Annotated in this window: 11 protein-coding genes; 3 read left to right on the forward strand and 8 right to left on the reverse strand. The window is 69.9% G+C overall.

Annotated elements, in window-relative coordinates; all coding sequences use genetic code 11:
* Window positions 1-59 precede the first annotated feature (59 nt).
* The 4 genes from ACIBVN_RS08650 to ACIBVN_RS08665 all read right to left on the reverse strand — a co-directional run bounded on the left by ACIBVN_RS08650 (window position 60) and on the right by ACIBVN_RS08665 (window position 4,308).
* A complete protein-coding gene (locus tag ACIBVN_RS08650; RefSeq protein WP_397134127.1) occupies window positions 60-1,544 on the reverse strand; it encodes an FAD-dependent oxidoreductase in 1,485 nt (494 codons plus the stop codon).
* A 3-nt stretch (window positions 1,545-1,547) separates the two neighbouring features.
* On the reverse strand, window positions 1,548-2,147 hold the full coding sequence (locus tag ACIBVN_RS08655) for a nitroreductase family protein (protein ID WP_397134129.1): 600 nt from the start codon (window positions 2,145-2,147) through the stop codon (window positions 1,548-1,550).
* A 2-nt stretch (window positions 2,148-2,149) separates the two neighbouring features.
* Complete coding sequence (gene asnB / locus ACIBVN_RS08660) at window positions 2,150-4,009, reverse strand: asparagine synthase (glutamine-hydrolyzing) (RefSeq protein WP_397134131.1); 1,860 nt, start codon at window positions 4,007-4,009, stop codon at window positions 2,150-2,152.
* A gap of 98 nt (window positions 4,010-4,107) precedes the next feature.
* Window positions 4,108-4,308, reverse strand: a complete 201-nt coding sequence (locus ACIBVN_RS08665; protein WP_349455494.1) for a ferredoxin — start codon at window positions 4,306-4,308, stop codon at window positions 4,108-4,110.
* Between the two features lie 147 nt (window positions 4,309-4,455).
* Between ACIBVN_RS08665 and ACIBVN_RS08670 the strand changes: the two genes are divergently transcribed.
* Both ACIBVN_RS08670 and ACIBVN_RS08675 read left to right on the forward strand, forming a co-directional pair.
* Window positions 4,456-5,469 carry a methyltransferase gene (locus tag ACIBVN_RS08670; protein WP_397134133.1) on the forward strand — a complete coding sequence of 338 codons (1,014 nt, stop codon included), beginning with the start codon at window positions 4,456-4,458 and terminating at the stop codon, window positions 5,467-5,469.
* Window positions 5,470-5,503: 34 nt separating this feature from the next.
* A complete protein-coding gene (locus ACIBVN_RS08675; protein ID WP_397134135.1) occupies window positions 5,504-6,967 on the forward strand; it encodes a peptide MFS transporter in 1,464 nt (487 codons plus the stop codon).
* Window positions 6,968-7,041: 74 nt separating this feature from the next.
* Here the strand turns inward: ACIBVN_RS08675 and ACIBVN_RS08680 are convergent, their stop codons facing one another.
* The 3 genes from ACIBVN_RS08680 to ACIBVN_RS08690 are packed head-to-tail and all read right to left on the reverse strand — an operon-like array spanning window position 7,042 to window position 10,133.
* A complete protein-coding gene (locus ACIBVN_RS08680) occupies window positions 7,042-8,055 on the reverse strand; it encodes a methyltransferase (RefSeq protein ID WP_397134137.1) in 1,014 nt (337 codons plus the stop codon).
* A 12-nt stretch (window positions 8,056-8,067) separates the two neighbouring features.
* Window positions 8,068-9,279 (reverse strand): FAD-dependent oxidoreductase, encoded by a 1,212-nt coding sequence (locus ACIBVN_RS08685; RefSeq protein WP_397134139.1) that lies wholly within the window; start codon window positions 9,277-9,279, stop codon window positions 8,068-8,070.
* A complete protein-coding gene (locus ACIBVN_RS08690) occupies window positions 9,279-10,133 on the reverse strand; it encodes an LLM class flavin-dependent oxidoreductase (protein ID WP_397134141.1) in 855 nt (284 codons plus the stop codon). Before ACIBVN_RS08690 ends, ACIBVN_RS08685 begins: the two co-directional genes overlap by 1 nt.
* Window positions 10,134-10,298: 165 nt before the next feature.
* Here ACIBVN_RS08690 and ACIBVN_RS08695 point away from each other — a divergent pair, with 165 nt between their 5' ends.
* Complete coding sequence (locus ACIBVN_RS08695) at window positions 10,299-11,300, forward strand: LLM class flavin-dependent oxidoreductase (protein WP_397134143.1); 1,002 nt, start codon at window positions 10,299-10,301, stop codon at window positions 11,298-11,300.
* A gap of 60 nt (window positions 11,301-11,360) precedes the next feature.
* Here the strand turns inward: ACIBVN_RS08695 and ACIBVN_RS08700 are convergent, their stop codons facing one another.
* Window positions 11,361-12,779, reverse strand: coding sequence for an NAD(P)/FAD-dependent oxidoreductase (locus ACIBVN_RS08700; protein WP_397134145.1), 1,419 nt, complete (start codon window positions 12,777-12,779; stop codon window positions 11,361-11,363).
* Between the last annotated feature and the right edge of the window lie 16 nt (window positions 12,780-12,795).

Here is a 12,795-nt window from a genome sequence, read left to right on the forward strand (position 1 = left end):
CCGGTCAGAAAAAGGTGGCCGCACCGCGTGCGTACGCGGTGCGGCCACCTTTTACGCGGTCAGGCGGGCGAGCTTTCGAGCCGCGCCGGCTCCCCCTCTCCGACCCCGCCGCCGCGAGCGTCGGCCGCCAGGACGATCTCCCGCAGTTCCGCCCTGCCCGGCCCCCGCTCGGCGGGGGGCGCGGCCTGGAGCTGGCGCAGGTTGTCCTCGGCCCGCAGGACGATCTCGGGATTGTTGATCACGGCCTCGGCGGGCCCCGTCAGGTTGATCCGGCGGCAGAAGGCCCGGGAGAGCTCCACGTCGGACAGCACCCCCGCGGCCACGCCCTCGGCGATGAGCCGCTGCCGCTCCATCTCGGCCCGATCGTGCTCGGGCACGTCCTGACCGGTGATCCGGTAGATGCGGGCCCGGTCCATCGCCGCCGACTCCCGATAGACGGCGTCGGCCTCGGCGGCGGTGGCGGCGTCGTACGCGAGCGCCATGGCCACCGGATCGCGGTCATGTGCGGCGACCGCCTCCGCGGCGGCGAAGGCATAAGTGAGCGCCATCGACGCCCCCCAGCCGTAGGCGGGGTTGGTGGTGCACAGCGCGTCCCCGACGGGCAGCAGTCCCGTCACGACCGGCCGCCCGTCGACGACGAAGCGCCGGCGGACGTTGTGGTGCCCGCCCATGATCTGGACGCCCGCCAGCGGGGTGGCGTTGGCCGGGTCGATCCACGGCGCCAGTGCCGGGATGCTGCGCGCGGCGGCCTCCCAGGTCCACGTGTTGCGCAGCGGCTGCAGGTTCTCGCTGGGATGGACCTCGAGGCAGAGGCCGAACGTGTCGTGGTCTCCCGGGAAGCCGATGTACATGAGGCTTTCGAGCTCGCCCCGGACGAGCATGGCGTTCTTCGGCAGGGCGCAGCCGGGCGTGAAACGGTAGTACCGGCTGAAGTAGACGGTCTGGCAGTCCTGGGTGTCGGTCTGGACGTGAACGCCGGCGGCGGCCAGCCACCGGGAGACCCGTGAGCGACCGCCACCGCAGTCGAGCACCAGATCCGCCGCCAGCTCGCGGCCGTCGGCCAGGCGGACCCCGGTGACCCGCGGCGGCCCCGGCTCTCCCGGCGCGAAGCGCAACCCGTCCACGACCTCGGGGCAGAGGAAGGTGATGCCGGGCTCGGCCTCGGCACAGCGCCGCAGCGCGAGCTCGAAGGCGGACCGGCGGGCCCACACGACGGTGAACTCCTCGTCGGAGGGCTCCCAGAGCTCCGGCGGGATGAACGTCTTGAAGACGTTGACCTCCTCGATGCCGTCGGCCCTGAGCTGGTCGAGGACCTCGGGCGCGTGCGCCGCAAGCAGCGTGCGCGCCCGGGCGGAGAAGCCGTGCGGCAGGCGGAACTGCGGCACACCACGGCGCTTCCACGCCAGGAAGGGGTCCAGCTCGGGGTTGGCGGGAGGCGGCGGGTCCCGCTCGATCAGCGTGACCGGATAGCCGTGCCGTACCAGGCCGATGGAGACCGCCAGGCCGGCGATGCCGCCCCCGAGGACGACGATGCGCGGTTTCACCAGTCACACCCGCCATTCGATGAGCTGGTCGTTGGGCAGGCGGGTCGCGGCGTTGGGCGGCACGGGCAGCACGCGGTCGTGGTCCGGGTGGCCGACGGTGATCACGCCGGCCAGGGCGAGGTCGTCCGGTAGGCCGGCCACTTCCGCCAGGTCGGCCAGCTCATCGGTGTAGACGGAGCTGAAGAAGCCGGTCGCGAGCCCCTCGTTGAGCGCGGCCAGTTGCAGCAGCATGAACAGCGCGCCGCAGTCGAACCACCAGAACGGCACGGGCCAGGGAATCTCGGTGTAGCCGGGCCTGACCTCCTCCGCGCCCCCGTAACGCTCGTGGTACGACTGCTCCCGCGTACACAGGTAGATGTGCACCGGCGCCGACGCGATCCACCGGGGAAAGCCCAGGTCGACGTAGCGGCCCTCGGCGATGTCGGCGGCCTGCTGCCGGAGCTTGGGATCGGTGACGACGACGAGCCGGTGCCCCTGGCTGAAACCCGCGCTGGGCGCCCGCCGCAACGCCTGCAGGATGCGCTGCAACACCTCGTCGACCACGGGCTGATCTTTGTAGCTGCGCATCATCTGGCGCTTGCGCAGCACGTCGGCGAAGTCCATCCTCAGATCTCCAGCTCTACGTTGTACTGCCTCATCCAGGTGTTGAACTGCAACGTCATCTCGATGTGCATCCTGCTGATCCACTCGTTGGCGCGATCGGACGGCTGCTCGATCGTCTGCCGGATCGCGTCGACGTCGAGCAGCGGGAGGGCAGGCGACGATGGATCGTTGATCAGCTCGGTCAGCTCGCCGTGCAGCATCCGCGTGTAGGCCGGATCCTGCGTGACCGGCCACGGGCTCTTCTTTCGGTCCAGCACGGAGCCGGGCACGAGATCGCGTACGGCGGCGCGCAGGATGCTCTTCTCCCTGCCGTCGAAGGTCTTGAAGCTCCACGGCGTGTTGTACATGTACTCGACCAGCCGGTGGTCGGCGTACGGCACGCGCAGCTCGAGACCGTGCGCCATGGACAGGCGGTCGTCCCGGTCGAGCAGCATGGGCAGCCAGCGGGTCAGGGTGACGTAACCGACCGAGCGCATCTGCCGCTCCTCGGCGTCCCCTCCCTCCTGATGCGGCACCTCCGCCAGCGCCTGGCTGTAGCCGTCGGCGTAGAAGGTCTCCATGTCGAGCTTGCGCATCAGGCCCTGGTCGAACAGGCCCCTGCCCTGGCCGCGGGGCGAGCCCGGCTGGCGCAGCTCGTTGGCCGTCCAGGGGAAGGTGCCGGCGTTCAGCAGCTCGGGGACGTACATCCAGTTGTAGCCGCCGAAGATCTCGTCGGCCACCTCCCCCGCCAGCGCCACCGTGGAATGCGTCTTGATCTCACGGGAGGTGAGGTAGTTGGAGGTGTCCATGTCGCCCAGCGTCGTCGGCATGTCCTGGGCCAGCAGCACCTCCAGCCGGGTCCGCGGGTCCATCAGGTCGCTCGTGTTCAGCATGATCCTGATGTGGTCGGAGCTGATGTGCCGCGCCATCTCGGCCGCGTAGGGCTCGTCCGGCGAGAACCGGACGTCGTCCGGCCGGAAGTTCTGGGCATATGCGTCGAACGTGGTCACGAACGTGCGCACCCGCTCGCCGTCGAGCTTCCACCGCCATTTGGCGGCGATCGCGGTGATGGCGCTGGAGTCCAGGCCGCCGGACAGCGCCGTGCACAGCGGGACGTCCGCCTCCAGCTCGCGCAGGACGATGTCCTCGAGCAGCTCGCGGACGTGGCCGATGGTCTCCTTGATGTCGTCGTCGTGGGGCCGTGCCTCCAGCGCCCAGTACGTCCGCTCCACCACGCCGTCGCGGCCGACGGTCAGCGAGTGCCCCGGCAGCACGGCCTGCATGTCGCGGAAGACGGCCCGGCCCGGGGTCTTGGCGGTGGCGAAGAGCTCGCGCAGCCCGTCGAGCGTCACGGCGGGCCGTACCAGCGGGTTGGCCAGCAGCGCCTTGGGCTCGGAACCGAACAGGATCCCGTCCGGCAGCCTGGTGTAGAAGAGGGGCTTGACGCCGAGGCGGTCGCGGACCAGGAACAGCTCCTCCCGGCGCACATCCCAGATCGCGAAGGCGAAGATGCCCTCGAGGCGCTTGGCGCAGTCGCTCCCCCACTCCAGGTAGGAGCGCAGGACCACCTCGGTGTCGCTGCGCGTGCGGAACTCGTGCCCTCTGGCCCGCAGCTCCGTCCGCAGTTGCTTGAAGTTGTAGACCTCGCCGTTGTAGACGATCACGGCGACGGTGCTGCCGTCCTCCTCGACGGCGAGCGGCTGCGCACCACCGGCCACATCGATGATCGCCGTACGTGTGTGCCCGAGCCCGACATGGCCACGCAGCCACAGGCCCCGGTCGTCAACGCCTCGTTTGGCCAGCGCGTCCGTCATCGCCTGCAACGTCGCCCGCTCGGGCGTCAGGTCTCGTCCGAAGTCCGCCCAGCCGGCGATACCGCACATCCACATCTCCTTCGGTTGGTCCGCAAGCTTCGCCCCAGCATGTGACCGCCGAGTCCAGCCGACCTCGACGACCACTCGACCGAGCATTCGACGGGGGCCTAGCCGGCCGTCTCCCGGATGCGGATCGACCGGGTCGGGCAGCCGCGGGCCGCGTGCCGTACGGCGTCGTGCAGCTCGGCGGACGGGTTCTGGTCGAGCACCTCGACCAGGCCGTCCTCGTCCTGGTCGAAGACCTCGGGGACGCCGTAGACGCACAGGCTGGCCACCGCGCACGTGTCCTTCGTCGCGCTCACATGCATCGCACTCACCCGTTTCGGTAGGGGAGGTCTCACTGTGCGAAACGCGGTTCGCGAGCGGCTCGAGGACCTGTCTTCGAGTGAGGTTCCACGGCGCTGCGCCATGGTCTCGGTGACGTCAGAGCGCTATGGATGGAAGGAGGCCGGCCGATGACGCGCAGCGCACCCGGCTCCGTGCACGACATTCTCCGGCTCGGCAACGCATTCTGTGAGGCCCAGGCGCTGCTCACCGCAGTGGAGCTCAACCTGTTCACCGTGCTGTGCGACGGCCCGGCCACCGAGCCCGACATCCGCCGCCTGCTGGGCCTGCACGGCCGCGGGTTGCGCGACCTCCTCCGGCTGCTCGTCGCGCTCGGCCTGCTCCGGGAGGAGGACGGCCGTTACCGCAACGCCGACGTCGCGGAGCTCCACCTCGTCGAGGGCAGGCCCGGCTACGTCGGCGGCGCGCTCCTCGGGGCCAAGGCGAACCTCTATCCGCTCTGGGGCGAGCTGACCGAGACGCTGCGCAGCGGCCTGCCTCGATCGGCCGCCGACGGTTTCGCCGCCATGCTGAACGACCCCGCGGAGCTGCGGCGGTACACCCGCATGATGGACGGCGCCCTGCAACCGCTCGTGCCGGGAATCCTCAAGGCCGTCGACTGGCCGGCCCACCGGAGCGTCCTGGACGTCGGCGGGTGCCGGGGCGACCTGGTGGGGCAGCTCCTCCAGGCCCACCCGGGCCTGACCGGGCACGTGTTCGACCTGCCGCAGATGGAGCCGCTGTTCGACGAGCACATGGCCGAACTGGGCACGACCGGGCGGGCCCGGTTCCACTCCGGGGACTTCTTCGCCGACCCGCTGCCCCGTGCCGACGTGCTGATCCTCGGGCACATCCTGCACAACTGGTCGCGTGAGCGCCGGGAGCAGTTGGTGCGCGCCGCCTTCGAGGCCGTCAACCCCGGCGGCGTGCTCCTGGTGCACGACCGGATGATCGACGCCGCGCACCCGACCGTGGACAACCTGGTGACGAGCCTGGTGATGGCCCTGGTCACCGAGGAGGGCGAGGAGTACGCCATCGACGAGCTCGTCGAACTCGCCTCGTCCGCGGGCTTCGCCTCCGTGAGCCACCAGCCGCTCGACCACAACGAGACCCTGGTCGTGTGCCACAGCTCAGGTCGTCCTTGAGTCTGGCTCGATCCTCCGAGCGGACGCTCGGAGCATGACATCCCCATCCTGGTCCAAACGTTCGTTCGTCACGCTCTTCATGAGCGACCTGTGGGAGCGCTTCGGCTTCTACGGCATGCTCGCCATCCTGGTCCTGTACTTCAGCGCACCCGCCGCCGACGGGGGCCTCGGGCTCGCGCCCACCGACTCCGCGGCGCTGGTCGGGGTCTACCTCGGCCTGACCTTCATGCTGTCCCTGCTCGGCGGCTGGGTGGGCGACCGGATCCTCGGCCCGCACGCCGCCACGCTGTACGGCGCCGTCATCGTGTCGGCGGGCTACTTCGTGCTCGCCGCACCCACGACCGCGGTGACCGGCGTCGGCCTGCTGCTGGTGGCGATGGGCACGGCGATCTACAAGCCCAACCTCACCACCATGCTCAACCTGCACTACGAACGCGTACGCAGCGAGCGCGAGGCGGCGATCTCCGTCTTCTACGTGGGCATCCAGGTCAGCGCGCTGCTGGCCCCGCTGGTGACCGGCTACCTGGGCGAGCGGGTCGACTGGCACGCCGGCTTCGCCGCGACCGGGGTGACCTCCGTCATCTGCGCGCTGACCTACTGGCGCGGCAGCCGCCACTTCGACACCGCCGGCGCCCTCACCGTCAACCGGGTGAGCAGTCCGGAGCTGCGGCGATTCGGCGTGCGCGCGGCGATCCCCGCGGTCTTCCTGCTGGCGGCGGCGGTGGGGCTGGTGCCGCTGGGGCTGACCATCGCCATCTGCGGCCTATGCATCATCGTGGTGCCGTTCGTGTCGTTCTGGCTGCTCCGCCGCCACCCCGACCTCACGGCGGCCGACCGGCGGCGCCTGACCGTCTTCCTGTGGCCGCTGTTCGGCTCGGCGCTGTTCTGGCTGGTCGCCGGGCAGGACGGCTCGATCCTGAACCTCTTCGCCCAGCAGTCCACCGACCGCGAGGTCTTCGGCTTCGTGCTGCCGGCCAGCTGGCTCCAGTCCGCGACGCCGCTGTTCATCCTGCTGGCCGCGCCGCTGCTGGCGCGGTACTTCAAGCGCCATGGGCAGCACGTCAACGTGGCGGTGAAGTTCTCGGTGGGACTCGCCATCGTCGGGTTCAGCTTCCTGATCATGGCGGGCGCCGCCTGGCTGGCCGCGTCCGGTGAGAAGGTCTCACCCCTGTGGCTGGTCTCGGTCTACCTGCTGCACGCCCTCGGCGAGCTGATCATCGCGGCGGTCGGCATCAGCGCCGCCTTCGAGGTCGCTCCCCCGGCCTTCCGCGCCCGGATGATCGGTCTGTGGTGGCTGTTCTCCGCGCTGGGCGCCGGCCTGGCCAGCCAGGTGGTACGGGTGACCGCGGTCGTCCCCGACTCCCTCTATTACCTGGTCATCGCCGTGATCGTCACGGGCTTCGGTCTCGCGGTGGCCTACCGGCGTGACCGGATCGCGGCGGGCATCGTCCGGCCGGCCGAGACCGGCGAGCCGGCGGCGTCCACAGTCCTCCACTGAGATCCCTGCAGTTCCGCAACGCCGAAGGCCGGTGACGGTTGATCCGTCACCGGCCTCGGCCTTGCGGCAGGAGTTCAGCTCGCCTTGCGGGCGATCACGAGCGTGTCGTCGTCGCCGAGCAGGCGCACCTCGACCGACGCGAACCCGGCCGACTCCGCGTGGCTGCGGAGCTCGCCCACCGTGTATTCCGACCCTCCGTCGGTCACCAGCAGCATGTCCAGGCTGATCACCAGGTTCTCGATCCGGCTGGACTTGCGGTCGAGCATGCGGTCGTAGACCACGAGCACGCCCCCGGGGTTGACGGACTTGTAAGCCTTCTCCACCAGGAACTTCCGCTGCTCAGCCGACCAGTCGTGCAGAACGTGCCCCATGACCACGATGTCGGCACTGGGCATCGGGTCGTTGAAGAAGCTGCCCCCGTGGAAGGTCACCCTGCCCGTCAGCCCCTGCGCGGCGGCGAGCTCCGCGGCGAAGGGCGCCATCTGCGGCAGGTCGAACACCGCGCCGGCGAGGTGCGAGTGCGCCTTGACGATCTGCGAGACCAGAGCGCCACGGCAACCGCCGACGTCCAGCACGGAGCTGTAGTCGCCCCAGCCCTCGTAGGCCTCGATCAGCTGCGGGCCGAGCGTGCGCGTCAGCGCGTCCATCGAGTTGATGAACTGGCCCAGGATCTTCGGGTTCTCGACCACCTCGTCGAAGTGGCTGCCGGTCTGCGACTCTCCGGTGCGCAACGCCTCGGAGAGCCTGCCCCAGGCCGGGTAGAGGTTGCGATTGGACCTCTCGATGAACCCGCCGATGTAGGGCTCCGAGCCACGCACCAGATACTGGTCGGCGCCCGCGCTGTTGCGGTAGCGGCCGTCCTCGTGCTCCAGCAGGTTCAGCTCGACCAACAGGTCGAGCCAGTCGGACAGGCCGCGGCCGTGCAGGCCGAGGCGCTCGCGGATCTCCTCGGCGGAGGCCTCGACACCGTGCAGCTCGGTGAACAGGCCGAGCTCCACGGCCGTCATCAGCGCTTTCGCGTCACAGAAGGAATTGGCCAGCCGGATGATCCCGGACGGCTTGCTGGTGTCCACGGCTGTAGTCGTCACGTACGCATCTCCCTAGGATTCTGGCTCGACATCGATCTTCCGCATGGACCATTTGGCGATCTTCAGCGACATCTCAATCGCTTCGGTCGCGTATCGCACCATTTCGGCCTGATAGGCGGCCACCGCGTCCGCCAGCGACACCTCGCCCCGCGCCACGGCCGCGAGGCCCCGGCTGAGGGCGCTCGCGTCGCGCAGCGCGGTGTTCGCCCCGACGCCGCCGGTCGGCGGCATCGTGTGCACGGCGTCCCCGAGGGGGATGACCTTCCCCTCGCCCCAGGGATCGACGGGCACCGTCGCCCTCAGCGTCAGCGGGTAGGTCTCGGCCGGCTCGGCGTGCGCGAACACGCCGCGCAGGTCCGGATGCCAGCCGGCGGTCCGCTCGAGCACCAGCTCGCGCAGCTCCTCGCCGGTCATCGCGAGGAACACGCTGTCGGGCAGTGCGAGCACGTCGCGGTGCACGCTGAAGACCGACATGTAGTAGTCCTCGGCCTGGTCGAACTCCACCCCCGGCCACAACCGCTCGGCCGCCTCGCGCGGCATGTTGCGGAAGACCATGGGCATCAGCGCGAGCCGGAGCCCGTTCGCCCCGGTGACGTTGACGAACCGGTCGCGCAGCACCTCCGGCAGGCCGGCCTTGATGGCGGCGGCCCTTGGCGTACGGGAGAGGATCGCGCGGACACCGAGGTCGAGGGGCCGGTAATCCGGCCGCAGCTGCTTGCGCACCTGCGAGTGGGCGCCGTCGGCCGCCACCAGCACGTCGCCGGTGACCGAGTGGCCGTCGGCGAAGTGCGCCACGACCTCGTCGCCCACCTGCTCGAAAGCGGTGAAGCGCTTGCCGAAGTGCACCACCCCGTCCAGGCCCGCGAGCAGCACGCGCCGCAGCGTCATGCGGTCGACCGCGTCGATCTTGTCAGGCGCGTCGCCGCGGGCGTCGCCGAACTCGGGGGCCCACTGCGGGTTCAGCTGCTCGTCGTAAGCGGCCAGGCCCTGCTCGTGGCGCAGGTTCGCGGTCGCGGCGAGCAGGTCCTGCGCGCGGCGAGGCAGGCAGTCCCGCAGCGCGCTCTCCCCTTCCGGGCTGATCCGCAGCCGGTAGCCCTGCATCCGCCCGCGGGGCGAGGCGTCCCGTTCGTAGACGTGAATGTCCTCGACACCCGCCTGCTTCAGCCCCTGGGCGAGACAGAGCCCGCCGATGCCGCCGCCGATGATGACGATCCGTAGCGGCATCACAGCACCACGTCGGCGATCCGGTCGAGGTGGTCCGGATCGGCCGTGCAGGACAGGATCAGCAGCTCGTCGCAGCCGTTGGCCGCGTAGGCGGCCGCCGCGTCCTTGAGCACGCTCTCGTCCGTGATGGCGCCCTTCGCGAGATGCTCGGCCATGGTGCCCATGTAGGCGTAGTAGCTGAGCATGTGCTCGGTGGCCCGCTCCTTGCCGTCGGGGCCGAGGGACACGTAGCAGTTGGTGCCCATTCTCGGCGTGCCCGTGCGGCCCTCCTCGTCCCAGAGCTCCTTGAACTTGGCCACCAGCTCGGGGAACTTGTGCGGCGGGCCGCCGGGCGAGATCCAGCCGATGCCGTACTTCGCCGCCCTGCGCAGGCCCGCGGGCGAGTGCCCGCCGGCCCAGAACGGGATGTCCCCGTTGACGGGGCGGGGACCGACGCCCGGAACCGGGCCTTCGCCCTTCCAGACCTCCCTGAGCTCCTCGATCATCGCGTCCAGCCGCCTGCCGCGAGTGTGGTAGTCGGTCCCCGTCGCGACGTAGTCGTCCTCGCGCATTCCGGCGGAGACGCCGACGATGAGGCGGCCCCCGGACAGGCGGTCCAGGCTGGCGAGCTGCTTGGCCAGCTCAACGGCGCTCGGCCGGTAGGCGGCCAGCAGGATCGCCGTCACGAGCTTGATCCGCTCGGTCACGGCCGCCGCGGCGGAAAGCGTGACGATGCCGTCGTAGTTGTCGTAGACCATCCGATCGACCACCGTCAGGCTGCTGAATCCGAGGCGCTCGGCGCGGCGCGCGAACTCGATCAGCTGGCTGCCGTCAGCGCCGGGAATGGTAGTCGGAAGGCAGACTCCGATATCCATGAACGCTCCTCTGTGCTTTGCCTGGCTACCGGCGTGCACAAGTCTCCGAGCGGTCACTGGGGGCGCGGTCGAGCCTGGGTCGATACGCCTGTCCGGCGCGTTCGACGACGCGTCGAGTTCGCGTGGCTATTTTCGGCTTCCGAGCCGAACGTCGAAAGGTATGCCATGAAGCTGGGCGCGATCATCGAGTGGACGGACGACCTCGCCGTATTTCGCGATGTGGTTCGCCTCACCGACGAGCTCGGATATGACGTCATCGGGGTCGGTGACACTCCGGCCCGGGCCTACGAGTTGTTCGTGTCGCTGGCCGTGGCGGCGCAGGAGAGCAAGAACGCGACGCTGACGACCATGGTGACCACGCCGTTTCTGCGCCACCCGGTCGCCACCGCCACGGCGATCTCCACCCTGCACGAGCTGACGGGCGGCCGGGTCCATCTCTCCCTGGGCAACGGCGGCAGCACCAGGCGCGTGGTCGGCCGCTCCCCCGTGGGCTCGCCGCGGCAGCTGTTCGACTATGTGCGGGCCGTACGGGAGATCCTCAACGGCGGGACGGCGGAGGTCGACGGCTTCACCACCGAGGCGCTCACCCGGGTGCATCCCATGCCGATCCACGTGGCCGCGGACTACCCGCAGAGCCTGCGCCTGGCGGGCGAGACGGCCGACGGTGTGATCACCACGGTCGGGATGTCGGCAGAGCACGTGGAGCGGAAGATCGCCATGATCCGGGCCGGCGCCGAGCAGGCGGGCCGCGACCCCGACGCGATCGAGATCTGGGGCTTCAGCTTCATGTCCATCCGCGACACCCGCGAGGAGGCGATCTCCGAGATCGCCGCGGCGCTGGCCTCCGACGTCGCCCTGCGCCTGAAGGCCAAGCACATGCGCAAGCTCGTTCCCCCCGCCCTGCTGGACGCGGTGGAGGAGATGGAGCGCCGCTACGACGTGTGGGACTTCGTGCACGGCGGCAAGAACGCGCAGCTGCTGGAGGAGCTGGGACTCACCGACTTCGCCCTCTCGCTCACCGGCGTGGCGGGGACCGTCCCGGAGGTGGCCGAGCAGCTGAAGGTGCTGGAGTCGGTAGGCGTCACGGGGATGCTCGCGGCGCTGCCCGTACTGGCCGACCCGGCGACGACGCTGCGGGGGCTCCGCAAGGCGGCCGACTCCCGCTGACGGTTTCACACAGAACCGGCCCCCACCCGGGAGGTGGGGGCCGGTTCTCGTGGTGTCTGCTCAGCCGACGGCGTCGAGCTCCTCCGCGGGCTGGCTCGAACGCAACCCGAGCCGGGGCTGGGTGACCAGATACAGCCCGCCGACGGCGTTGGCCGGGTCCATCGGCGACTGCTTGATCTCGTGGACCCGGTTGAGGTTGTTCAGCGGGTTGGGATCGCCGCTCTCGGCCCCCTGCAGGTGTGCCTGGACCAGCTTGTACGCCTGCTCCGCGTCGTTGAGGTCGGCGATTCCGGTGATGATGCGGTCGAAGGCGGCCTGCACCTCCAGGTGGTCCCGCTCGCCGGAGGTCAGCCGCTGCGCGTTGTAGAAGTGGTGCTCCTTGCCCCGGTAGCTCTCGTAGAACACCGAGACCAGCACGAGCAGCCGCTGGTAGGCGTGCTGGTAGACGTGGGAGTAGAAACGCCCGGCGTCCTCCTCCTCGACCTCCCCGCGCAGCACGCTCGACAGGCTCGCGGCGGCGAGCATCGCGCTGTAGGTGGCCAGGTGCACGCCGGTGGACAGCAGCGGGTCGAGGAAGCAGGCGGCGTCACCGGCCAGCAGGTAACCGGGACCGGCGAAGGTCTCGGTGACATAGGAGTAGTCCTGCTCGACCTTCATCCCGCCAACCTGCTCGGCGCCCTCCAGCATGGCGAGCACGGTCGGGCACTTGGCCAGCGCCTCGTCGTAGACCGCCTGGATGTCGCCGTTCAGCCGGTTGCGGCTGTCTCTGAACAGGTCGCGCCCGGTGACCAGGCCGACGCTCAACGTCCCGTCGTGCAGCGGGATGGCCCAGAACCAGCCGTCCTCGATGGAGCACACCGCGATGGCGCCCTTGGGCCCCTTGCTGAGCGGCTTGGCGTTCTTCCAGTACGTCCACGCCGCGACGTTCTTGAACACCTCGTGCATCCGGCGGCTCTTGAGATGCCGGGTGGCCAGGATGCCGCCGCGGCCAGAAGCGTCGATGACGTGGCCGAACTCGATGCGTCCCGTCCGGCTGGGGTCCTTGGTCTCGTACCAGGTGGCCGCGACCGCGCGGTCGCCGTCGAACTCGATGTCCCGCACGCTCACCCCCTCGTGCACCTCGACACCGAGCTCGCGGGCGTGATCGAGCAGGAGCTGGTCGAACTCGCTGCGGATGACCTGCCACGCGTTGGGCGTCTCGTCGCCCATGTTGCTGAACTTCACCTCCCACTCCTCGGGGCCCCAGGCGAAGAAGGCGCCGCCCTTGGGCTGGAAGCCGTGGGCCTCCACCTTGTCCCAGACCCCCAGCAGTTCGAAGATCGGGCGGCAGGAGGGCAGGATCGACTCGCCGATGTGGTAGCGGGGGAAACGGTCGCGTTCCAGAAGGGTCACCTGGAAGCCCTCGCGGGCCAGTAATCCGGCCGCGGTCGAGCCGGCAGGGCCGCCCCCGATGATCAGAACCTGGGTTGATTCGCGCATGACTGGATCCTTCCGT

The sequence above is a fragment of the Nonomuraea sp. NPDC049400 genome (genome assembly GCF_044466425.1).
Taxonomy (GTDB): domain Bacteria; phylum Actinomycetota; class Actinomycetes; order Streptosporangiales; family Streptosporangiaceae; genus Nonomuraea.

Excerpts from the sequence above, each read along its gene's own strand:
- ACIBVN_RS08655 (WP_397134129.1), bottom strand. The coding sequence starts at position 2,147 with ATGGACTTCGCCGACGTGCTGCGCAAGCGCCAGATGATGCGCAGCTAC.
- asnB (WP_397134131.1), bottom strand. The coding sequence starts at position 4,009 with ATGTGCGGTATCGCCGGCTGGGCGGACTTCGGACGAGACCTGACGCCC.
- ACIBVN_RS08665 (WP_349455494.1), bottom strand. The coding sequence starts at position 4,308 with ATGCATGTGAGCGCGACGAAGGACACGTGCGCGGTGGCCAGCCTGTGC.
- ACIBVN_RS08670 (WP_397134133.1), top strand. The coding sequence starts at position 4,456 with ATGACGCGCAGCGCACCCGGCTCCGTGCACGACATTCTCCGGCTCGGC.
- ACIBVN_RS08675 (WP_397134135.1), top strand. The coding sequence starts at position 5,504 with ATGACATCCCCATCCTGGTCCAAACGTTCGTTCGTCACGCTCTTCATG.
- ACIBVN_RS08685 (WP_397134139.1), bottom strand. The coding sequence starts at position 9,279 with ATGCCGCTACGGATCGTCATCATCGGCGGCGGCATCGGCGGGCTCTGT.
- ACIBVN_RS08690 (WP_397134141.1), bottom strand. The coding sequence starts at position 10,133 with ATGGATATCGGAGTCTGCCTTCCGACTACCATTCCCGGCGCTGACGGC.
- ACIBVN_RS08695 (WP_397134143.1), top strand. The coding sequence starts at position 10,299 with ATGAAGCTGGGCGCGATCATCGAGTGGACGGACGACCTCGCCGTATTT.
- ACIBVN_RS08700 (WP_397134145.1), bottom strand. The coding sequence starts at position 12,779 with ATGCGCGAATCAACCCAGGTTCTGATCATCGGGGGCGGCCCTGCCGGC.